This is a genomic window from Actinophytocola xinjiangensis, from assembly GCF_001921215.1.
In the GTDB taxonomy this organism is placed as follows: Bacteria; Actinomycetota; Actinomycetes; order Mycobacteriales; family Pseudonocardiaceae; genus Actinophytocola; species Actinophytocola xinjiangensis.
Genome location: NZ_MSIF01000019.1, coordinates 115,942 through 136,995 on the forward strand (window position 1 = coordinate 115,942; position 21,054 = coordinate 136,995).

21 protein-coding genes are annotated in these 21,054 nt (G+C 73.8%); 9 read left to right on the forward strand and 12 right to left on the reverse strand.

Annotation, left to right across the window (positions count from 1 at the left end; translation table 11 throughout):
- Nucleotides 1–45 precede the first annotated feature (45 nt).
- The gene (locus BLA60_RS30200) at nucleotides 46–1,572 is read right to left on the reverse strand and encodes a serine/threonine-protein kinase (protein WP_075136422.1); all 1,527 of its coding nucleotides are present in this window, start codon (nucleotides 1,570–1,572) and stop codon (nucleotides 46–48) included.
- 100 nt (nucleotides 1,573–1,672) lie between these two features.
- Here BLA60_RS30200 and BLA60_RS43750 point away from each other — a divergent pair, with 100 nt between their 5' ends.
- From BLA60_RS43750 to BLA60_RS30220, 4 genes are all read left to right on the forward strand, one after another.
- Nucleotides 1,673–3,010, forward strand: coding sequence for an AAA family ATPase (locus tag BLA60_RS43750; RefSeq protein ID WP_075136423.1), 1,338 nt, complete (start codon nucleotides 1,673–1,675; stop codon nucleotides 3,008–3,010).
- Nucleotides 3,011–3,189: 179 nt separating this feature from the next.
- Nucleotides 3,190–4,329 (forward strand): acyltransferase family protein, encoded by a 1,140-nt coding sequence (locus BLA60_RS44335; RefSeq protein ID WP_162293030.1) that lies wholly within the window; start codon nucleotides 3,190–3,192, stop codon nucleotides 4,327–4,329.
- On the forward strand, nucleotides 4,319–5,578 hold the full coding sequence (locus tag BLA60_RS30215; RefSeq protein WP_075136425.1) for a glucarate dehydratase family protein: 1,260 nt from the start codon (nucleotides 4,319–4,321) through the stop codon (nucleotides 5,576–5,578). Before BLA60_RS44335 ends, BLA60_RS30215 begins: the two co-directional genes overlap by 11 nt.
- Before the next feature lie 2 nt (nucleotides 5,579–5,580).
- Complete coding sequence (locus tag BLA60_RS30220; RefSeq protein WP_075136426.1) at nucleotides 5,581–6,501, forward strand: 2-hydroxyacid dehydrogenase; 921 nt, start codon at nucleotides 5,581–5,583, stop codon at nucleotides 6,499–6,501.
- 216 nt (nucleotides 6,502–6,717) lie between these two features.
- On the opposite strand, the gene BLA60_RS30225 is transcribed toward BLA60_RS30220, so the two are convergent.
- Together BLA60_RS30225 and shbA are read right to left on the reverse strand one after the other, a co-directional pair.
- Entirely contained in the window at nucleotides 6,718–7,563 is an 846-nt protein-coding gene (locus BLA60_RS30225) for a hypothetical protein (protein ID WP_075136427.1), read from the reverse strand.
- On the reverse strand, nucleotides 7,560–8,117 hold the full coding sequence (gene shbA / locus BLA60_RS30230) for an RNA polymerase sigma factor ShbA (RefSeq protein ID WP_075136428.1): 558 nt from the start codon (nucleotides 8,115–8,117) through the stop codon (nucleotides 7,560–7,562). The genes BLA60_RS30225 and shbA overlap by 4 nt, the downstream gene beginning before the upstream one ends.
- Nucleotides 8,118–8,180: 63 nt before the next feature.
- Between shbA and BLA60_RS30235 the strand changes: the two genes are divergently transcribed.
- Complete coding sequence (locus BLA60_RS30235; RefSeq protein ID WP_245812225.1) at nucleotides 8,181–8,537, forward strand: RidA family protein; 357 nt, start codon at nucleotides 8,181–8,183, stop codon at nucleotides 8,535–8,537.
- On the opposite strand, the gene BLA60_RS46305 is transcribed toward BLA60_RS30235, so the two are convergent.
- Nucleotides 8,527–9,705: a tyrosine-type recombinase/integrase gene (locus tag BLA60_RS46305; protein WP_075136430.1), complete on the reverse strand. Its 1,179-nt coding sequence runs from the start codon at nucleotides 9,703–9,705 to the stop codon at nucleotides 8,527–8,529. The genes BLA60_RS30235 and BLA60_RS46305 overlap by 11 nt on opposite strands.
- Before the next feature lie 109 nt (nucleotides 9,706–9,814).
- Here BLA60_RS46305 and BLA60_RS30245 point away from each other — a divergent pair, with 109 nt between their 5' ends.
- Nucleotides 9,815–10,864, forward strand: coding sequence for a coiled-coil domain-containing protein (locus BLA60_RS30245; RefSeq protein ID WP_154814724.1), 1,050 nt, complete (start codon nucleotides 9,815–9,817; stop codon nucleotides 10,862–10,864).
- Here the strand turns inward: BLA60_RS30245 and BLA60_RS43755 are convergent.
- From BLA60_RS43755 to BLA60_RS30275, 6 genes are read right to left on the reverse strand one after another with little or no spacing between them, the layout of a single operon-like run.
- Complete coding sequence (locus BLA60_RS43755; protein WP_075136432.1) at nucleotides 10,855–11,454, reverse strand: short chain dehydrogenase; 600 nt, start codon at nucleotides 11,452–11,454, stop codon at nucleotides 10,855–10,857. The genes BLA60_RS30245 and BLA60_RS43755 overlap by 10 nt on opposite strands.
- The gene (locus tag BLA60_RS43760) at nucleotides 11,451–12,287 is read right to left on the reverse strand and encodes a helix-turn-helix domain-containing protein (RefSeq protein WP_245812226.1); all 837 of its coding nucleotides are present in this window, start codon (nucleotides 12,285–12,287) and stop codon (nucleotides 11,451–11,453) included. The genes BLA60_RS43755 and BLA60_RS43760 overlap by 4 nt, the downstream gene beginning before the upstream one ends.
- 42 nt (nucleotides 12,288–12,329) lie before the next feature.
- On the reverse strand, nucleotides 12,330–13,391 hold the full coding sequence (locus BLA60_RS30260; protein WP_075136434.1) for a serine hydrolase domain-containing protein: 1,062 nt from the start codon (nucleotides 13,389–13,391) through the stop codon (nucleotides 12,330–12,332).
- Between the two features lie 14 nt (nucleotides 13,392–13,405).
- Complete coding sequence (locus tag BLA60_RS30265) at nucleotides 13,406–14,194, reverse strand: ABC transporter permease (protein ID WP_075136435.1); 789 nt, start codon at nucleotides 14,192–14,194, stop codon at nucleotides 13,406–13,408.
- Nucleotides 14,191–15,585 carry an ABC transporter permease subunit gene (locus BLA60_RS30270; RefSeq protein WP_075136479.1) on the reverse strand — a complete coding sequence of 465 codons (1,395 nt, stop codon included), beginning with the start codon at nucleotides 15,583–15,585 and terminating at the stop codon, nucleotides 14,191–14,193. The genes BLA60_RS30265 and BLA60_RS30270 overlap by 4 nt, the downstream gene beginning before the upstream one ends.
- Nucleotides 15,585–16,496, reverse strand: coding sequence for an ABC transporter ATP-binding protein (locus BLA60_RS30275; RefSeq protein ID WP_075136480.1), 912 nt, complete (start codon nucleotides 16,494–16,496; stop codon nucleotides 15,585–15,587). Before BLA60_RS30275 ends, BLA60_RS30270 begins: the two co-directional genes overlap by 1 nt.
- 134 nt (nucleotides 16,497–16,630) lie before the next feature.
- Between BLA60_RS30275 and BLA60_RS30280 the strand changes: the two genes are divergently transcribed.
- Together BLA60_RS30280 and BLA60_RS30285 are read left to right on the forward strand one after the other, a co-directional pair.
- Entirely contained in the window at nucleotides 16,631–17,584 is a 954-nt protein-coding gene (locus BLA60_RS30280) for a sensor histidine kinase (RefSeq protein ID WP_075136436.1), read from the forward strand.
- Nucleotides 17,581–18,237, forward strand: a complete 657-nt coding sequence (locus BLA60_RS30285; protein WP_075136437.1) for a response regulator — start codon at nucleotides 17,581–17,583, stop codon at nucleotides 18,235–18,237. The genes BLA60_RS30280 and BLA60_RS30285 overlap by 4 nt, the downstream gene beginning before the upstream one ends.
- On the opposite strand, the gene BLA60_RS30290 is transcribed toward BLA60_RS30285, so the two are convergent.
- Nucleotides 18,208–19,329, reverse strand: coding sequence for a helix-turn-helix domain-containing protein (locus BLA60_RS30290; RefSeq protein ID WP_162293031.1), 1,122 nt, complete (start codon nucleotides 19,327–19,329; stop codon nucleotides 18,208–18,210). The two genes, BLA60_RS30285 and BLA60_RS30290, sit on opposite strands and share 30 nt — an antisense overlap.
- Nucleotides 19,330–19,423: 94 nt before the next feature.
- Nucleotides 19,424–20,110, reverse strand: a complete 687-nt coding sequence (locus BLA60_RS30295; protein WP_075136438.1) for a hypothetical protein — start codon at nucleotides 20,108–20,110, stop codon at nucleotides 19,424–19,426.
- A gap of 204 nt (nucleotides 20,111–20,314) precedes the next feature.
- Between BLA60_RS30295 and BLA60_RS30300 the strand changes: the two genes are divergently transcribed.
- A complete protein-coding gene (locus BLA60_RS30300; protein WP_154814726.1) occupies nucleotides 20,315–21,052 on the forward strand; it encodes a hypothetical protein in 738 nt (245 codons plus the stop codon).
- Nucleotides 21,053–21,054: the final 2 nt, after the last annotated feature.

Sequence of the window (21,054 nt, forward strand, 5' to 3'; positions counted from 1 at the left end):
CAACCATCAGGGTGCTGGAGCTACTCGCCCACCCGGCTGAGCCGCCTACAGGTGGGTGACGGTGTCGATGAGCCAGGTGCCGTTCTGGTTGACCAGCCCGTAGCGGTGGCGTTCCCGCATCCGGCGGCCGTCCTTGTACACGTAGTCCAGCGTCACCTCGGCGGTCGAGCCCTGGCCGCTGGCCGCCGAGGCCCGCACGGACGCGACGGTGCCCCAGTAGCCGGTGTAGCCGCTCCAGCCGCCGGCGGGTGAGGTCTGGAACTTGGGCGTGAGCCGGGTCCAGGCCTGTTCGAGGCCGCCGGGCATCAGCGCGTAGTAGGAGGTGATCGCCGAGGCCGGGTCGGCCGGCGGCGCGGGCGTCTCCTTGGCCGGGGGCGCGCCGGAGGTCGCCGGGGCCTGCGCCGAGGTCGGCGGCGTGGCTGGCTCCGACGTCTGGTTGTCCGAAGTGGACGGTTCGTCCTCGTCGGTTCCGGCCGGCGGGTCGTCGGAGGCCGCCGGCACGTTGGGGGCCTGACCGGAGGCGTTCTCGTCGGCCGGCGGATCATCGTTGCCGGTGGCGTTGAGGGTGATCAGCGTCGTGGTCACCGCCACCACCACGCACAACGCGGCCAGCGCCAGGATCGGGCGCCACCGCCGCCGCCCGGCCGGCGGCGGGTCGGCGGGAGCCGCCGGGGCCGTCGCCGGCTCCGGCGCGGCGACCGGGGCGGGTGCGGCCACGGGCACGGCGGCTGGTACGGCGACCGGGGGCACCTCCCGTCCCTCGGCGATCTCGAACAGCCGTGCGCTCACCTCGGCGACGTTGGGCCGCTGCGCGGGATCGGCGGCCAGCAGGCTGGTCAGCAGCCCGGTCAGCGGGCCGGCCTTCTTCGGCGGCGTGAACTCCCCGGACGCGATCCGGTGCAGCAACAGCATCGGGTTCGCGCTGCGCCCGGCCGGCGGCCGGCCCTCCACCGCCGTGTAGAGCGTGGCGCCCAACGAGTACGCGTCGGCGGCGAAGGTCACGTCCTGCCCCCGGGCCACCTCCGGCGCCAGGTAGGCCGGCGTGCCGACGAACGTGCCGGTGCTGGTCCCGGTGACGTCCTCGACCACCCGCGAGACCCCGAAGTCGGTCAACTTCACCGTGTCGTTCTCACCGACGAGGATGTTGGCTGGCTTGATGTCGCGGTGCACCACGCCCCGGGCGTGCGCGGCGGCCAGCGCGGCCGCGACCTGCGCACCGATCCGCGCGACCTCGGCCGGCGGCAGCGTTCCCCGCTCGGACAGCACCTGGGACAGGCTCGTCGACGGCAGGTACTCCATCACGATGTAGGGGCGGTCGTCGTCCTCGATGACGTCGTAGACGGCGATCACCTGAGGATGGTGCAACTTCGCCGCGATCCGGCCCTCGCGCATCGTCCGGCGGCGGATCTCGCCCAGCCGCGACTCGTCCAACGCGGGCGGCAGCAACACCTCCTTGACCGCGACCGTCCGCCGAAGCCGTTCGTCATGCGCCTGCCACACCACGCCCATGCCACCGCCACCGAGTCGCTCGGTCAGCCGGTACCGACCCGCGACAACCTGCCCTGCATCCATTCCCTGCTCCACTGCCACTCGCTCGGGTTTACACCACCGGACGCGAACCGAGGTGACCGGGTACGTGACCGCCGACCCGTCGGGATGACATCATCCGGGGGTGACCGGCGCCGACGTGCTGATCGTGAACTCCCGCGTCGACGAGTCATGGTCGGGTTGGGTGGCGGACGTGGCGCGGAACACCGGGCACCCGGTGTCCCGGCTCCAGGACGGGCTCGCGAACTTCCTCGACGTCGCCACCATCATCGACCGCGAAACCCGGGCGGCGGAACAGGTAGTGGTGCTGCTCTCCCGAACCGGGCCGGATTTTCTCGCCGAGGCCGTCGCCGCAGCGCACCGCACCGGCACCCCGCTCCTGCCGGTGCACGTCGACGACCGGCCCGCGTCCTACCCGCGTCCGCTCGGCCACCTGCCGGCCGTGGACCTCACCGGTGTCCCGCTCGCCACGGCCGCCGACCGGCTCCGCGCGGCCCTGGACGGTACGCACACCGGGCTGGTGCGGCCCAACCACGTGCGGCGCCCGCCTCCCACGACGGATCCTTTCGTGGGCCGGGAAAGCGAGCTGGCGCGGCTGCACACGGCGTTGTTCGCCGACCGCGCGGCCGTGGTCACCGGTGAGGACGGGATCGGCAAGTCCGCGCTGGCCGCCCGGTTCGTCCGGACCCACCGCGGCCGCTGGGAACACGTGCTGTGGTCCACCCCCGCGCGCTTCGCCGACGACCAGCTGCGTGCCATCACCCGGCCCAAGGGCCCGGCGCTGCTGGTGGTCGACGGCGCCCCGGACTATCCGACCGTCCGCGACCGTCTCTGGCCGGTACTGCTCGACCGCGACCTGGTGAACGTGCTGGTCACCTCACGTGCGCCGGACTGGCCCGACCCGTTCCGCACCGTCGCCCTCGGCCCGCTGGACCCGGAGTCCGCGCGCCGGCTGGCCGAGCACACCGTGCCGGGCCACTCCGCCGAGTGGCCGGAACTGGGCGAGGTCCCCGGCGCGGTGATCTCGGTCGCCGGTGCGAACCCGGGGGAGTTGGCCGCCGGCCGCGAGATCGCCCGGCTCGCCAGGTCCGCCGACCACGGCTTCCACTACCTCGACACCGACGACCCCGCCGCCGTCGCCACGTTCGAGCGCGCGTTCCGCGAGGTCGCCGGGGACATCGAGCTGCTCTCGGCCGGCCGGCGCCCGTGGCGGCGCTGGTGGCGTCGGCGCACCGGCGCCACCGCCGAGGTCCCGGTTGGAGCGGCCGCCCGGCTGCTGGCCGCTCTGCGACCGGTGCCCGGGGCGGTCCTGACCATCGGCTCGACGGCCTTCGTCACGACCCCGGAGCGGGCCGGCACACCGATCGTCAGCCGCACCCTGACCGCCGCCGAACTGCGGAACTTCGAGCAGGGCCAACGCCTGCGCGCCGACCCGATCACCGCCGCCCTGGGCGAGGACTGAGCCTGTCGCACAGCGATGATCATCACACCCGACCGGCGGCGGCACGATCGCGCGTTCGTGGCGGGCCTGACCCTGCCGACCCACTGTGCGTGGGTACCCGTGCCCAGCCGCGGGAAACGCCCGGTGGTGCGGCCCTGCTGGAGTGGACAAGATCCGGGGATGTCGGCGACAGTCGAAGGGTGAGCGGAAGCAGACTGCCTCAGGTCGACAACGTGAAGACCGCGTTGGTGGCCTGGGTGATCGGGGCACACGCCCTGCTGGGCTACACCACCGTCGGCGGGTGGCCCTACGACGAGGTCAACGAGGTGTCCTTCGCTCCCGGCGTCGAGCTGGTGCTGGCCGCGCTGATCGGGCCGTCCGGGCTGTTCGTCATCGGCGGCTTCTTCTTCCTGGCGGGGCTGTTCACGCCGCCCTCGCTGCGCCGCAAGGGCCTGTCCCGCTTCACCGCCGACCGCCTGCTGCGGCTCGGGCTGCCCTGGGCCGCCTCGGCGTTGCTGGTGTGGCCGCTGACGATGTGGCTGGCCTACCGGGTCGCCGGCCACGACGAGTCGGTCTGGTGGGTCGTCACCCACCGGTACCCGCTGCTGGACGCCGGGTCGCTGTGGTTCGCGTTCGTGCTGCTGATCTTCTCCCTGGTCTACGCGGTGTGGCGGACCCTGTCCCCGCCCGACGAGGACGCGCCGCCGCCGGGCATGGGCCTGCTGATGGTGATGGCGCTGGGCATCGCGGTCACCTCGTTCCTCGTGCGCCTGGTGTTCCCGGCCAAGAGCGGCCAGATCTTCGACCTGCACCTGTGGCAGTGGCCGCAGTGCGTGTTCATGTTCGTCCTCGGCCTGATCTGTGCGCGGCACGGGTGGGCGCGGGAGGTGCCGGAGAAGATCCGCCGCTCCTCGACCACCATCGCCGTGATCACCGTCTGCCTGGTGCCGATCCTGGGTATCGCCGTCGGGATCACCGACCTGGCGGCCGACATCGGACCGTTCCTCGGTGGCTGGACCTGGCAGGCCGCCGCGACCGCGATCGTCGAAGGGATCCTGGTGGTGACCGGTTCGATCTGGCTGCTGGGCCTGGCCCAACGCCATCTCACCCAGAACGGCCGGCTGGCGAAAGCCTGCTCCCGGGCCGCGTTCCCCGCGTTCGTCATCCAGGGCCCGGTGCTGATCCTGCTGGCGCTGGCGCTGCGTCAGCTGGACGCGCCGGCCGAGGTGAAGGCGCCGCTGGTGGCCGGGCTCGCCCTGGTCAGCTCGTTCTGGCTGGGGTGGCGGCTGGTCTCGCGTACCCGCCCCGAGCCGGCGAAGGCGCCACGCCATGCCCGGTGACCCGATCCGCGAGGTCCGCGTCACGCCGGTCGCCTTCCGCGACGCGCCGCTGCTCAACGCCGTCGGCGTGCACGAGCCGTTCGCGCTGCGCGCGGTGGTCGAGGTGCTCACCGAGGACGGGGTCCTCGGCCTCGGCGAGACCTACGGCGACGCCGTGCACCTCGACCGATTACACCGGGCCGCCGCCGCGATCCGGGGCATGGACGTGTGGCAGGTCCACCGGATCGCCCGGCGGATCGCGGCCCTGCCGGCCGGCGGACCCGGCGGCGACGGCACCGCCGGCATGGTCAACGCCGCCACCGCCGACCGGGTCCTCTCGCCGTTCGAGGTCGCCTGCCTGGACATCCAGGGACGCACGACCGGCCGCCCGGTGACCGACCTGCTGGGCGGGGCGGTCCGCGACCGCGTCGAGTTCAGCGCCTACCTGTTCTACAAGTGGGCCGGCCACGGCGACACCGAGGACGAGTGGGGCGCCGCGCTGGACCCCGACGGGATCGTCGCGCAGGCCCGCCGGCTGGTCGACGAGTACGGGTTCGGCGCGCTCAAGCTCAAGGGCGGGGTGTTCCCGCCCGAGGAGGAGATCGCCGCGGTCCACGCGCTGCGCGCCGCGTTCCCCGACCGTCCACTGAGGATCGACCCGAACGCGGCCTGGTCGGTGCCGACCTCCGTCCGCGTCGGCCGGGAGCTGGCCGGGGTGCTGGAGTACCTGGAGGACCCCACCGCCGGCATCGACGGCATGGCGCGGGTCGCCCGGGAGGTCCCGATGCCGCTGGCCACCAACATGTGCGTGGTCGCCTTCGACCACCTGCGTCCGGCCGTGGCGGCCGGCGCGGTCGGCATCGTGCTGTCCGACCACCACTTCTGGGGCGGGCTGCGCCGCAGCGCCGGCCTGGCCGCCACCTGCGAGACGTTCGGCCTCGGCCTGTCGATGCACTCCAACTCCCACCTCGGCATCAGCCTGGCCGCCATGACCCACCTCGCGGCCGCCACCCCGAACCTCACCTACGCCTGCGACACGCACTGGCCGTGGAAGGACCCCGCCGACGACGTCGTCGAGCCCGGCGTGCTGGGCTTCACCGACGGCGCCGTCACGGTCCCGACCGGCCCCGGTCTGGGCGTCGAACTCGACCGCGACGCGCTCGCCCGCCTGCACGAGCAGTACCTCACCTGCGGATACACCACCCGCGACGACACCGGCTACTACCGGCGCCGGTACCCGGGCTTCGACCCCACTGCGCCACGATGGTGACCATGAACGCGCGGACCGTCGTACAGGTGTGCCCACTGCAGGAGTCGCTGGAACGGGCGCTGGAGCCCTATGAACCGGTGCGGCTGTTCGAACACCCCGACTACCTCGCCACCCACGGCGACCAGGTCGTCGCGGTGATGACCAGCTCCCGCCACGGCGTCACGCCCGAGCAGTTCGCGCTGATGCCCCGGCTGGGCGCGGTGGTGCACTTCGGCGTCGGCCACGAGGCGATCGACCTCGACCTGGCCCGCTCGCGGGGAGTGCTGGTGTCCAACACACCCGACGTGCTGTCGGACTGCGTGGCCGACCTGGCGGTCGGCGGGCTGATCGACGTGTTGCGCGGCCTGTCGGCGGCCGACCGGCTGGTCCGCTCCGGCGGCTGGACGTTCCCGCTGACCACGAAGGTCACCGGCCGGCGGGTCGGCATCCTGGGTCTTGGCCGCATCGGCCGGGCGATCGCCCGCCGGCTGACCGGGTTCGACATGACGATCTCCTACCACTCGCGCCACGAGGTGACCGGCGTCCCGTACGCCTACGCGCCCTCGCCGCTGGCGCTGGCCCGCGAGGTGGACGTGCTGGTCGTGGCCGCCGCCGGGGGCGCCGGGACGCGCGCCCTGGTCTCGGCGGAGGTCCTGGCGGCGCTGGGGCCGCAGGGGTACCTGGTCAATGTGGCGCGCGGCAGCGTCGTCGACGAGCCGGCGCTGGTGTCCGCGCTGGTGGAGCGGCGGCTGGCCGGCGCGGCGCTGGACGTGTACGCCGACGAGCCGACCGTGCCGCCGGAGCTGCTGGGGCTGGACAACGTGGTGCTGTTCCCGCACATCGCCAGCGGCACCCGGGAGACCAGGCAGGCGATGGGGGAGCTGGCGCTGGCGAACCTGACGCGGTTCCTGACCGACGGCACGCTGGTCACGCCGGTCGGCTAGGTGTGGTGTCCTTCCCGGGTGGGGTTGCCGGGAAGGACACCACCGACGTCGAGCCGGTCCAACGGGGCGGTAGGACCATTCTCGGCTCGACCACACGACGTCGTGCTGGGGGGAGAGCACTGACGTCGGACGCACGTGAATCGGCCAGGGGGCATCCGTGCAACGGCCATCAGGTGAAGTGCGCACGAACGGTGTAGTTCGGTTACGCCGTACGGCCTAGCGTCCGGTCATCCCGTCCGGGTCGCCGCCGAAGTCGTCATCGTCGTCGTCGTCGCCACTGCCGCCGCTGTTGCCCCGGGAGGGCGTGGTCGACGGGTCCGGACTGCTGTACGAGGGCTTGCTCGGTTTGGACCTGCCCGTGGACGACGGGCGGTCGGAGGGCTGGGCGGCGTTCGGCGCGTCGTCATCGTCGGGGGCCGTGTTCGTCCGCCGGTCCTCGTCCTCGTCCTCGTCCTCGTCGGTGGTGCTGGTCGCCGGGGCGACGCTCGAGGTGTGCACACCGGCGTTGCGGGTGGCCTTCGACGAGCGTCCGGCCGGGCCGAGGCGTTCGCGCAGCTCGGCCACGTCCTCACGGATGCGTTCGGCGGTCGGCTCGTCGACCTTGTCGGCCAGGTGGTCGGCGTGGGCGAGCAGCCGGGTGGCGTCGGGGATGCGGCCCTGGTCGACGGCGGTCCTGGCGTCCCGCAGCGCGCCGTCGGCGCGTTCGAGGGCGACCCGGGACTCGGCGATACCGCCGAACACCAGCTCGGTCACCGGCCACAGTGGACTGTCAGGTCCGGCCTGGGCGGCGACGGCGGTCAGCCCACCGCAGGTCACCACGAGCGCGGCGGCCACGGTCGCGCCGGCCCGGCGCCACCGCCCCCGGTCGCGCGACGGGCGGGCGACGGCGGCGGTCACCGCGTCCAGCAGCCGCTCGTCGGTCGGGCCGGCCGAGGGCATGGCCGAACGCCAGTGGAACAGCAGCCGCTCCACCTCGCCGCCGTCGACGGGTTCGCCGCGGCCGAGGCGGTCGAACAGTTCGTCGTCGCGGCGGGGGTCCCCGGGCGGGAGTCGGACACTCACACGATCACCCCGTCGGTGGCGCGCACCCACTCGCGCAGGCGCGCGAGCGCGCGGGCCTGGGCCATCCGCACCGCCGCCGGGGTCTTGCCGATGACCGCGCCGACCTCCTCGGCCGACAGGCCGGCGGCCACCCGCAGCACGATGATCTCGCGCTGGGACTCGGTCAGGTCGTCCAGCAGCGGCAGCAGACGCCGGGACAGGTCGGCGTGCACGGCCTTGTCCTCGGGGCTCCACCGCTCGTCGGCGCGTTCGGGGATGGTCTCCACGGTGCGCAGTGCGGGCGCGCGGTGGGCGTCGGCGACCTTGTTGGCCGCGATCCGGTAGACGAACGCGGTGAACGGCAGGCCGCGGTCCTGGTAGCGGGGCAGCGCCTCGAACACGGCCAGGCAGACGTCCTGGGCGACGTCGTCGGGGGAGACGTCCCCACGGCCGAGCGAACCCAGGTGTGCCCAGCAGTAGCGGAGCACGCCGGGGCGGATCCGCGCGAGCAGCTGCGCGGCCGCGTCCGGCTCACCGCGCCGGGCACGCGTCGCGAGCTCGTTGTCGAGCGTCACACCTGGAGCCTAGCCAGGCGTGGCCGGCCTCCGGTAGCGACTCCCCGGGCTACGGTGTCCGGCGTGAGCGATTCGAATCACCCGTACAGCCCAGCGGTCGTGGCCGGCGGCCTGGTCTTCGTGTCCGGCTCGTTGCCGCTGCTGCCCGACGGCACGGTCGTCAAGGGCGGCCGGGCCGCCTTCGACGCGGCGGTCGAGAACCTCAAGGAGCGGATGGCGCACGTCGGCGCCCGCCTGGAGGACATGGTCAAGCTGACCTACTTCGTCACCGACATCTCGTTGCGTGACGTGGCCAACGACCAGTTCATCGACCTGTGGGCCCACCCCCGGCCGGCACGCACGGTCGTCGGTGTCGCCGAGCTGCCCTACGGGTGCGAGGTCGAGCTGGACGCGGTGGTCCGCGCCCCGGTCACGTCCTGAGCGCGTCGCCGACCAGGTCGACGGCGCTGCGCCCGGGGTCGCGCGCGGCGTTGTTGTAGACCTGCTCGGTGGTGTCGACGCTGGTGTGTCCGACGTCGGCCTGGATGTGCACGAGCTGCGCGCCGGCCTCGACGGCGGTGGTGACGTAGAAGTGGCGCAGCGCGTGCGGGTGCATGGCGTCGGCGACGTCGCGCAGCGGTTCGCCGGCCGCGACGGCGATCCGGCGCAGCAGCTGCCACACGCCTTGGCGCTGGTAGCGCCCGCCGGTGCGGGTGATCAGCAGCGGGGCCGTGCGGTCCGGGGTGGCCGGGGCGGTCTCGGTACTGGTGTGGTCGCGTAGCCGCAGGTAGCCGAGCAGGGCGCGTTCGGCGGTCTCGTGCAGGTAGACGACGCGGTTCTTGCCGCCTTTGCCGCTGACCCGCAGCGCCCGGCGGCCCCGGGTGACGTGCAGGTCGTCGCGGTCCAGGGCGCACAGTTCGCTGACCCGCAGCCCGAGGGTGAACAGGCCGACGACGGCGGTGGCGCGGGCGGTGTCGAGCAGGCTGGCGCCCCGGCGGGTGGCCGACGCGGTGGCGAACAGCGCGCGGACCTGTCCGGTGGTGAGTACGACGGTGCTGGCGGTGCTGCCGGTCGGGGCGACCAGACCGAGCCGGCGGCGGTTGAGGGCGGCGGGGTTGCCGGCGGCCAGGCCGGTGTCGGCGAGGTGGGTGTAGAGGGCCTTGACGGTGGCGAGCATGCGGTCGCGGGTGGCGGGCGCGGCGCCGGCGGTGTCGAGGTCGGCGAGCCAGGTCTTGACGTGGGTGGCGGTGGCGGCCTGGGGGTCGATGCCCCGGCTGGCGCACCAGCGGAACCAGTGCAGTGGGCGGAACCGGCCACGGGGGGCCGGGGGTGGGGCGTGGGTGGCCGGTCGGGTCGCGGTGGTGACCAGGGCGGCGTAGGCGGTGATGGCGGCGGCCCAGTCGCCGTCGGGGGTGGTGATCCACTCGCGCAGGTCGGTGGGGCTGGTGGGTAGGCCCAGTCCTTCGGCGTAGGTGCGGCGGGTGGCGTGGTTGCCGTAGCCGCTGAGCCAGTCGGTGATCTCGCCCAGCAGCCGGTGTGGCTGCGCGACGGCGGGCCAGGGGCCCTGGTCGTCGGCCGGCACGAGGTCGTTTCCACCCAGGATCGTCACGTCCCCCAGCTTAGCTACAAAAGCACAGTTCTGTAGCTAAGTTATGTTGAGGTTGAACAATCTCTAACCCGAGTTACGAGATATATAACCCTCTACTAGACTGTGGATCATGCTGGAAGTGCAGCTCGACGCGTCGGGATTGTGTGGGTTCAGTCGGTGCCGGGCCCCGTTGCCCGGGCCGGGGCCGAAAGGCGGCCGGCCGTTCGCCTACTGCCCCGACCGGGCCTGGCCCGGGGGCCGCACGTGCAAGCAGTTGGCGGCCGCGCAGGACGCGTTGGTGGAGGCACTCGGCGCGGAGACCACCCCGGTCACCGACGCCACGTCGGGCTTCTCCGAGGCCGCGGGGCGGCTGGTCGACCCGCTGCGTGAACTGCTCACGCTCGCCGAGGCCCTCAAGGGCACGCTCGCCGAGGAGGTGACCTCGGCGACCGACCGGGCCACCGCCGCCGAGGCGCAGGCCGCCACGGAACGCGGCCTGCGGGAGGCGGCCGAGGACGAGACCCGGCAGGCCGTGGCGGCCGCCCAGGCCGCCGAGCAGTCGGCCACCGAGGCGATCACCGAGGCGAAGGCCGACGTCCGCCGGCACCGGGCGGTCCGCGACCAGGCCACCGCCGAGGCGAAGGAGGCCCGGGACGCGGCCAAGCAGGCGGAGCTGGCCAGGGCCCACGCCGAGGGCATCGCCGTGACGGAGGGACAGCGCGCCGAGGAGGCGTCGACGCGGCTGCGCGCCGTCCAGGAGGACGCCACCGCCCAGCGCGCCAGGGCCGAGGTCGCCGAGTCGGAGAACGCCCTGCTGCGGGCCAGGGTGGAGACCGTCGAGGCCGAGGTCCGAACGGCCGCCGCGCGGGTCAGCGAGCTGCGCGCCGGGGCGGAGGCGGCCCAGGCCCAGCTGGTCCAGGTACGCGCCGGGGCACAGGAGGCCGCCGGGCGCGCCGCGACCGAGCTGGAACAGCTCCGGGACCAGGTCACGCAGGCGCGGACCGAGCTGGCGCGGCGGCGCAGCGAGGCCGACGGGGAGATCGGGCGGCTGCGGGAGCGGGCCGAGGCGGCCGTGACCGAGCTGCGGGGCCAGCAGCAGCGGCTGCGTGACGTGCTGGTCGAACCCGCGCCCGACGAGGATCTGCGGACGCGGCTGCTGACGAGCCTGCTTCAGCCGTAGGCGCGGACGATCCCGCCGGTCCGGTCGCCCTCGACGCAGTCGAGGTAGTGGGCGACCAGCTCGGGCATCCCGACCGGCCGCAGGCCGGCGAAGTCGAACGTGTCGACGGAGTCGGCCACCAGGGTCGGGCTGACGACGTTGACCCGCATCCCGGCCGGCAGCTCGATCGCCGCCGACAGGACGAAACTGTGCAGGGCGCCGCTGATCACACCGCCGCCCGTGACGCCCGGCCACGGCCGGTCGGCGAAGATCCCGGACGTCAGCGTGAACGACGCGCCGTCGGCACACTGGTGCTGGCCGGTGAGCACCAGGTCGACCTGGCCGAGGAACTTGGCCGCCAGGTTGTCCCGCAGGGCGTCCACGGTCAGCGTCCGGAACTCGTCGGGCGCGCCGTGCGCGGCGACGCACACCACGCCGTCGACCCGGCCCGCCGCCCGGTACAGGGCCTCGACGCTGGCGTGGTCGGTCAGGTCGACGCGAAGCTCACCGGTGGTCCGCCCGGCGGTGACAACGTTGTGGCCGCGGGCGCGGAGCACGGGCACGAGCCGCCGGCCGATGGTGCCGGCGCCGCCGACAACGACGATCCTCACGTGTTCTCCAACAGTCGCAGGGCGTCGGCGGACGGGCTGGCGGGCGGGGCGTGGAACAGACCGAGCCGCTGGTCGTCGTCGGGCAGGGTGACGGTCTCGTTGTGCAGGGTCAGCCGGCCGACAACCGAGTGGTCGAGTTCGCGCAGGTAGTAGGCGCAGGTGCGGACGGGTCGCCTGGCCCACAGGCGCGCGAACTCGGCGCTGTCGAGGGCCAGCTGGCCGACCAGCCGCTCCAGCCCGGGGTCGCCGGGGTGGCTGGCGGCGGCCTGGTGCAGGGCGGCGACCGTGACCTGGGCCTTGGCCGGCCAGTCGCGGTACAGGGCCCGGTGGTGCGGGTCGAGGAACAGCAGCCGGGCGAGGTTGGGCCGGTGCGGCGAGTCCGGGGCGGCGGCGTCGAGGTGCCCGGCCAGCAGGGCGTGCCCGAGCCGGTTCCAGCCGAGCACGTCGGTGCGGTGGTCGATGACGATCGCGGCGGTGCCGGGCAGCGCGCCGAGCAGGTCCCGCACTGCCGGCCGCAGGACGGACCGCCGCACCGGCGGCCGGCTCGGCCGCCGGGGGGCGGCGAGTACCCGCAGGTGGTCGTGTTCGGCGGGGTCCAGGCGCAGGGCCGAGGCCAGCGCGTCGATGACGGCGTCCGACGCGCTGGCGCTCACCCCCTGTTCCAGGCGCGTGTAGTAGCCGAGGCTGACGCCGGCCAGGTCGGCCAGTTCCTCGCGGCGCAGGCCAGGGACGCGCCGGCGGGTCGTCCCGGGCGGGATGCCGGCCGTGTCCGGGGTGAGGCGTTCGCGCCGGCTGCGGAGGAAGCCGCCCAGGTCGGTGGCTGTGCTGATCACCTGACCATCGTCCATCGCGGCGGCGCCGTGAGCCTGCCCCTGTTACGGGTACTCGACCGTGGCGAGCGCGCTGGTGAGGTCGACGACGCTGTCCTCCAGGGCGGCGCTGCCGTGGTTGGCGACCAGGAACACCATGCGGCCCGAGCCCAGGAACCGGGCGTACGCGGCGTAGGACCAGCCGTTGCCGCCGGTGTGCGCGGCGACCCGGTCGTCGCCCAGCGCCAGCAGGCTCCAGCCGTAGCCGGCCTGGGAGTCCTCGCTGTCGACCCTGGGGGTGAACAGTCGTTCCTTGGCCCGGTCGTCGAGGATCGTGTCGCCGGTGAGGGCGACGTGCAGGCGGTACAGGTCACGCGGTGTGCTGAGCAGTCCGCCGTTGCCGCGCAGGTTCCAGTACGGGCCGTCGGCCGCCCACGGGTGCTCGTAGGGCCTGCCCCGCGGTTGGCCGTGCTCGTCGTACTCGACGGCGACGCGGGTGGGGTCGCGGTCGGGCAGGACGTAGCCGGTGGCGGTCATGCCGGCGGGGGTGAACAGGTGCTCGGCGAGGAACCGTTCGTAGTCCTGGCCGCTGGCCTTCTCGATGATCGCGGCCAGCAGGCTGAACCCGACGTTGGAGTACCGGTACTCGCCGACGGTCGTGAGCGGGGCGCGCAGCGCGGCGGCGATCATGTCGTCCCTGGTGAGCGGGTCGTAGTCGTCGCCGAGGGACTCGGGCAGGCCGGCGGTGTGGGTCAGCAGGTGGTGCACGGTGAGGTCGCGCTTGTCGGCGGGGACCGGGCCGAGGTGGGCCGAGATCGGGTCGTCGACGTCCAGGGCGCCCATGGCCTCCAGCTTGAGGATGGCGGTGCCGGTGATCGCCTTGGTGATCGAGCCGATGTCGTAGACGGTGTCGCAGCCCGACGGGGTCCGGGCCTCGCGGTCGGCGAAGCCGAGTCCACGGCAGGTCAGCAGGTCGGTTCCGTCGGCGAGGACCACGACGCCGTCGGTGCCCGAGGGCCAGTTCTCGTCGATGACCTGGTCGACCGGGGTGCCCCGGACGATCTGCTCCTTGGAGCAGGCGGCGGTCAGCACGAGCAGCAGGGCAGGCAGAAAGGTGCGGCGGAACACGGGAGATCTCCAGGTCACTGGTCGCGGCGGGTGAGCAGCCACCAGCCGGTCGCGACCGCCGCGGCGGCGTAGGCGGCCAGGACACCGACCCCGGCCCAGGGCGCGATCGGCAGCCGGTCGAGGGCGGTGGTGGCCTGGATGGCCAGCCCGGCGGTGGTGGGGGTGAGTCGGTCGAGGCGTTCGTGCCAGGTGGGGTCGCCGATCATGCTGACCAGCAGCGGGGTGATCAGCAGGATCGACAGCACGGTGCTCAGCGCGGCGGCGGTGCCCCGCACGGCGGTGGCGATGCCGAGGGACAGCAGCGCGATCAGGGTCAGGTAGAGGACGGTGCCGGTGGCCGCGCGCAGGGTGGCCGGGTCGGCCAGCGACAGTGGCTGGTAGCCGTTGTCCTCGGTGAAGCCCTTGCCGGGCAGGATGATCCGGCCGGCGAGCAGCGCGCCGAGCACCCCGACGGTGCCGGCGACGAACACGGTCGCGGTGACCACGGCGGCCTTGCCGGCCAGAATCTGGTGGCGGCGGGGGCGGGCGGCCAGGGTGGACCGGATGAGCCCGGTGCCGTACTCGCCGCCGATCACCCCGACGCCCAGCAGTACGGCCGCGATCTGGCCGAACCACACCCCGCTCAGGGCCAGTTCGGGGACGTCCTCCAGGCAGCCGGCCGGGGTCGGGCAGTTCGATGTGTCCACTGTGGACATCGTGGTCAGGCTGGCGGCCACGGTGAACACCGCGACCGCGACCGCCAGCCACCAGTTGGACCGCAGGGTGCGCAGCTTGGTCCACTCGGCGCGCAGCGCGTGCCTCACGCGTCCCGCCTACGCAGACGCCACGCCGCCAGCGCCAGCACCACGGCCGCGTAGCAGCACAGCACGGCGAACCCGGGCAGCGGGTCGATCGCGGTGTCGTAGCGGGTCACGGTCTGCTGGATGGCGAACCCGGCCGCCGGGGTCAGCCGGTCCAGCCACACCGCGGCCGCCACCGGCAGCCCGGTCGCCACGATCTGGGGCACCAGCAACAGCAGCAGCACCACGGCGATCGCGGGCGTGCTGCGTCGGAACAGGGCCGCCACGCCCAGACTGAACAGGGCGATCGCCGCCACCATCGGCCCGGTGCCCAGGACCGCGCGCAGAACCTCGGGATCGCCGAGCGAGCGGGTCGGCATGCCCTTGGACGCGAGGATCGGCGTGGCGATCAGGTAGGCGGTCAGGGCGGCGACCGTCCCGGCGACCAGGGTGGCGCCACCGAGCACCACGGCCTTGGCCGCGAGGACCCGGCCCCGGCGTGGGGTGGCGGCGAACGTCGTGAGGATCATGCCCCGGCGGTACTCGGCGGTGACGAACAGGACCGCGACGGCCACCACGGCGATCAGCCCGACCAGGATCCCGGTGAGGGTCATGTTGGTGACGTCCTCGGCGAACAGGTCCGGCCCGAGGTCCCCCTCGCCGGTCAGCGTCACCTGGCCGGCGACGTCGGCGGGCTCGCCGTCCCTGGTCCGCCACTCGTCCGTGCCCTCGCCGGTGACCGTGACCTGGGCGAACGTCGCGCGACCGGTGGTCATGCGCCCGTCGACGGACTCGCCGCCGAACTGGCGCACCACCTCGACCCGCTGCGCCGACCCTGCGTAGACCCCGACGAGTACGTCGCGGGGCAGGTCGTCGAGCTGGACCGAGCCGACCTGGCGCCAGTCGGTCCCGTCGGCCGACTCGTAGCCGGTGACCGTCGGCCCGGCGCGTTCCAGCTTCAGCCAGCGGGGCGCGCCGCCGGTACCACCGGCGATCTCGTCGTCCACCGTGGACACCAGACGGACGCCGTGGCCGGGGGTGACGACCAGCGCGGCGTAGGGGGAGCCGTGGGCCTCACCGGCGCGCAGCATCAGCCCGGCCTTGGCCCACTCGTGACTGGCGTCCTGGGCGGTGACCTGGGCCTGGGCGGTGCCGTCACCGGTCAGGGTCCGGTGGGTGAACGCCCCGCCGTCCTGGACCGAGTTGTCGACGACCGCCGGTTGTCCGCCCCCGCCCCCGTCGTCGCTGCGGACCCGGTTGGAGCCGGCGGCGCTGAGCAGCGCGACCAGCACGGTCAGCACCACCAGCGCGCCCAGCGCCAGCGCCCAGCGGCGCACCGACCGCAGTTTGGTCCACTCCGCGCGCAGCAGCCCGGCGAAGGTGGCCCGGCCGGACATCGTGCTCCGGTAGGACATCACACCTCCCCGAACTCGACGGCGTCACGGGTCAGCTCCATGTAGGCCTCCTCCAGGGAGGCGCGGTGCTCGGCGATGCCGGAGAAGGACACCCCCGCCTCCCCGAGCAACGCCACGATCCGTTCGGCCGGCAGACCGGACACGGTCACCGCGTCCCGGTCGGTGGCCGCGACGGTCGCGCCGGCCCGGGTGAGCACGGTCATCGCGGCCATCCGGTCGGCGGTGCGCAGCAGGACCTGGCCGCCGGAGGCCGCCGCCAGCAGGTCGGCCACCGCCCGGTCGGCGATGACCCGGCCCCGGCCGACGACCACCAGGTGGTCGGCGCTGCCTTCCAGCTCGCTCATCAGGTGGCTGGAGACCAGGACCGCGCGGCCCTCGCCGGCCAGCGAGCCGAGCAGGCCGCGGATCCACCGCACGCCTTCGGGGTCCAGGCCGTTGACCGGCTCGTCGAACATCAGCACCGGCGGGTCGCCGATGAGCGCGGCGGCGATCCCGAGCCGCTGGCGCATGCCGAGGGAGAAGCCGCCGGCCGCGCGACGCGCGGCGCTGGTCAGCCCGACCTGTTCGATCACCTCGTCCACCCGCCTGGCCGGCAGGCCGCCGGCGTGCGCGAGCCACAGCAGGTGGTCGCGGGCGGTGCGGGCGGGATGGATGGCGGCGGCGTCGAGCAGCGCGCCGACCTGGCACAGCGGGTTGGGCAGCCGGTGGTAGGCAACGCCGCCGACCAGGGCGCTGCCCTCGTCGGGCCGGTCCAGGCCGAGGATCATCCGCATGGTGGTCGACTTGCCGGCGCCGTTGGGGCCGACGAAGCCGGTGACCCGGCCGGGACTGACGGTGAACGACATCCCGTCGACGGCCAGGGTCGGCCCGTAGCGTTTCCGCAGCTCGCGGACCTCGATGGTGGCTTGCATGGTCCGGAACACTACGAACCCGGGCCGGGGGAGTCGTCCCGCGCCGGAGCCGTTTCCGTCGTCCCCCGTGTGGGGGACGACGGCGGTCGCGGCGGGGGACGCGGACCACCGCACCGGCCGGGGACAATGACGTGGTGAACCCGTTCGCCGTGGTAGGCACCCTGCTGGGGGTCGCCGGAGTGGTCGAGGCCGTGCTGCGCCCGGACGGACAGCTGGCCGTGGCGCTGCTGGTGGCGGTGTTCGCGACCGTGCCGCTGGTGTTCGCCCGCACCCACCCCGGGGCGGTCGCGGCGGTGCTGACGCCGATGGCGGTGCTGTCGGTGGTGCTGCACGGGGCGCTCACCGCCGGGCTGGTCGGCGCGGTGGTGGTGTGGGCACTGCTGGGCCGGCGGCGGTGGTCGCGGGTGCGCCGCGCGGCGGCGGCCAGGACGGCGGCCGCCCGCGAGGTGGAGGACGCGCTGGTGGAGCTGACCGCACGCGGCGAACGGGCGCGGATCGCCCGCGAGCTGCACGACGTGGTCGCCCACCACATCTCGATGATCTCGGTCCAGGCCGAGACCGCGCGGCTGACCACCGCCGGTCTGCCCGAGGAGGGCGCCCGGCGACTGCGCGAGATCGGCGACACCGCGCGGACCGCGCTGACCGAGATGCGCCGGCTGCTGGGCGTGCTGCGCGCCGACGCCGAACCGGACACCGCGACGCGGCGCACACCGCAGCCAGGGTTGCAGCAGCTGCTGGAACTGCTCGACGAGATGCGCCACGCCGGCGGCGCCAGCACCCGGCTGATCGTGCGCGGCCCGGTCACCGCCCTGGATCCCGGGGTGGAGCTGACCGCCTACCGCCTGGTCCAGGAGGCGCTGACCAACTGCCGGCGGCACGCCCCCGGCGCGGCGGTGGACGTGACGCTGGACTACGGCGACGACGCGGTGCGGATCGCGGTGCGGGACAGCGGACCGGGTCCGGCCGGCGACACCGGCGGGCACGGGCTGGTGGGGATGCGTGAGCGGGTGGACATGGTCGGTGGCACGTTGCGCACCGGAGCCGCGCCGGTGACCGGGTTCCTGGTGGAGGCGGTGCTGCCGGTATGACGACCAGGCTGGTCGTGGTGGACGACCAGGAGGTGGTGCGGGCCGGGTTCGCCGCCCTGCTGGCCACACAGGACGATCTGGCGGTCGTCGGGGTCGCCGAGAACGGCGCGCGGGCGCTGGCGGTGTGCGCGGCGACCGGACCGGACGTGGTGCTGATGGACGTGCGGATGCCGGTCCTGGACGGCATCTCGGCCACCAGGAGGCTGCTCGACGCCCCGGACCCGCCGAAGGTGCTGATGCTGACGACCTTCGACCTCGACGAACACGTCTACGACGCGCTGACCGCGGGCGCGAGCGGGTTCCTGCTCAAGGACGTGACCGCCGAGCGGCTGTTCGACGCGGTGCGGGTGGTCGCGGCCGGTGAGGCGCTGCTGGCGCCGAGCGTGACCCGCCGGCTGATCGGCGAGTTCGCCCGGCTGCGGCCCCGACCGCCCTCGCCCGCGCTGGCGGAGCTGACGCCGAGGGAGACCGAGGTGCTGCGGCTGCTGGCCGCAGGGCTGTCCAACGGGGAGATCGCCGGCCGGCTGGTCGTCGGCGAGGAGACGGTGAAGACGCACGTCAGCCGGGTGCTGCGCAAGCTGGAGGTGCGGGACCGGGCGCAGGCGGTGGTCACCGCCTACGAGTCAGGTCTGGTCGTGCCCCGCCTCGGGTGAGTCCTGGACCAGGCGCAGACGCGGGCGCCGGTCGGGCAGGCCGATCAGCGCGCGCAACCGGGGCAGCCCGATGCGCAGGTTGTCCGCCAGCCGGGGCAGCGGCAGGCCGTGGGCGGCGGCCAGCTCGACCGCGCGGGCCAGCAGTTCCGGTTCCTCACCGGGATAGTCGGCGCGGACGGGTTCGTCGGTGCGCCAGCCAAGGCGGGTGATGGTGGCCAGCACACGGCGCACGGCCGAGTCGCCGTAGAGGCCGAGGTCCTTGCCCCGGTAGGCCATGGCGGTGACGGACACGCCGTAGCCGTCGGCGACGTCCTTGAGCGTGGCGACGTCGGCCGGGCGGGGCAGCAGATCAGCGATCTCGGCGGCCGGCATGAGCAGCTCGGCGGCGAAGGCGTTGGCCTCGCGCTCATGGTGGCCCGAGCCAGGCGCGGGGTCGGGATGCAGCAGCAGATGCCCGAGCTCATGAGCGACGGAGAACCGTCGGCGCATCGGATTTCCCTTGTGGGACAAGGCGATCATTGGCCGGGTGTGCGGCGCGGCGGAGAACGCGTCGATCGTCTCGGCGTCCACGGCCGGCAGCCGGGCGATGACGATCCCCCTGGCCTCCAGGTTGCGCACCAGGTGCACGATCGGACCGGTCGGCAGGTTCCAGGCCTTGCGGGTCAGCCGCGCGGTGGTCGCCGGGTCGCCGGGCGGGATACCCAGCGGCAGGCCGAGTTCGACCGCGGGCAGCTCGATGACCCGGTCGAGCTGGTCGGTGATCTCCCACAGCAGCTCGACGTGCGCGAGCGCCTGCTGGCGCCCGACGGTCGTGGTCGCGCGCAGCGACCGGAAGTGGGCGTGGGCGGTGTCCAGCCGCAGATGCGGTCGCCCGGTGGTGAAGAACCCGGCCGGCACGTCCAGTGCCCGCGCGCAGCGCTCGATGGTCTCACCGCTGGGCCGTGACTGGCCCAGTTCGTACTGGGTGACGGCCGCGGCGGTGCGGTCGATGGACTCGGCCAGCTCGCGTTTGCGCAGGCCGGCCAGTTCCCGGGCCATGGTGAGCCGCGCGGGGTCGAACGCCCGCGCCACGGCGAAGGCGTCCGAGATCACGACAAGGCTCCCTGCGGTCATGGCGGTACGGCTGGACCCATGGTGGTCCAGTACGGAACGTGACGGTGCTGCGGATGGCGTTGTGTGCTGGTGATCAGTCGGTCGAGCCGGCTGGTCGGTGGGACCGGGGCCGGATCGGCAGGACCGGCTCCGGCACGTCGAAGATCGTCGGGTCGAGCTGCCCGGCCCGGCGGGGCGCGGGAACAGGCCCGACCTGGCCGCTGTCGGCGACCTCGACCAGGTTGGCCTTCCAGTCCCAGTCGATGTGGTTGTCGTACAGCTCGCCCTGGCCGATCCACGCGCCGGTCAGCCCGGCGTCCTCGGTGCCCGACCAGATCAGGAACAGCAGCTGGCGCTGGCCGAGCCAGATGTCGCGGCGGGAGAGCAGACCGGGGTCGCCGCTGGTGGTGAGCAGGTCGCGGCGCAGGTCGCTGGCCTGGGCGAGCGAGCCGTCGGGCCCGGAGGCGACCTGCATCTGGTAGACGCCGGCGTCGGGCAGCTTGAGCAGCACCGACTGGAACGCCGAGTCGACCTCCAGGCCGGGCAGGTCGTTGGCCAGTGAGGCGGCGGTGGCCAGCAGGTACTGGTAGCGGTCGGTGCCGAAGCTGGTGTTGTTGCTCCAGCCGCCCCGGTGGTTGGAGCGGCGGTGGAGTTGCAGTTCGGCGGCCGCGTCGTGCGCGTCCTGGAGCCAGCGGCACAGGGTCGCGGCGAAGTCGGCCAGCGGCGCCGGCCGCACGAGCCGGCCGAGCAGGTCCAGGTGCGCCGGGTCGTTCTCCGCCACCGGATCCTCCTTGACTTCCCGTCAGCCAACAGCTGTGCCACTTGATTCTCACACCGAAATCCGCGCGGGTGGTTGATCCGGGCCGGCGTGTCGCGGATCGGTGGGAACAAGTTTTGAACCGATCGGGGTGGGCGCCCGTGTATGTGGCTGAGCGCGACTTCGCGCCAGACCATCCGGCAGGACGCGGGGACAGGAGAAGTTGGCATGGCAGTGCGAGGACCGCTGGTGACCGCCGTGGTCGTCCTGGGTGGGCTCGTCGGGATGATGACGGTCAACTCGGTCGGCGGCCTGGTCGTGGCCGAGCAGCCACCCGCCGCGCGCGACGTGGCGGCCACAGCGACCGACACGGCGACCGACACCGCGACCGAAACCCCGGCAGCGCCCCCGGAAACCACCACGCCCGTGGAGACCACGGCACCCGCGGAGACCAGCACCGGAGCACCTCCGGTCGAGCAACCGCCGGCCGCGCCGGCGTTCCCGGCCGAGGCGGTCTACGCCGGCGAGGTCGACGGCGGCCCGATGACGATCGCCGTGGCGATCAAGGGCGAGCAGGCCGCCGCCTACATCTGCGACGGCGCCCAGGTCGAGTCGTGGCTGCGCGGCACCGCCGTCGACGGGAAGCTCGACCTGCGGTCCAAGAACGGCGCCAACCGGGTCGTCGGATCCCTCGACGGCAAGAACCTGGCCGGCACGGTCACGGTCGCCGGCCGGCGACTGCCGTTCACCGCGCCGGTCGCGAAGTCCCCCGCCGGGCTGTACCGGGGCGAGGGTGCCGAGGCCACGATCGGCTGGATCGTCCTGCCCGACGGCACCCAGGTCGGTATCGCCACCAGCGACGGCCGGTCGGAGCCCGCGCCGCCGCTGAACCCGGCCAGGGGCGCGGTGACCTTCGGCGGCGAACGCGTCGAGGCGGACAAGGTCGCCGGGAACACCACGTTCTGACG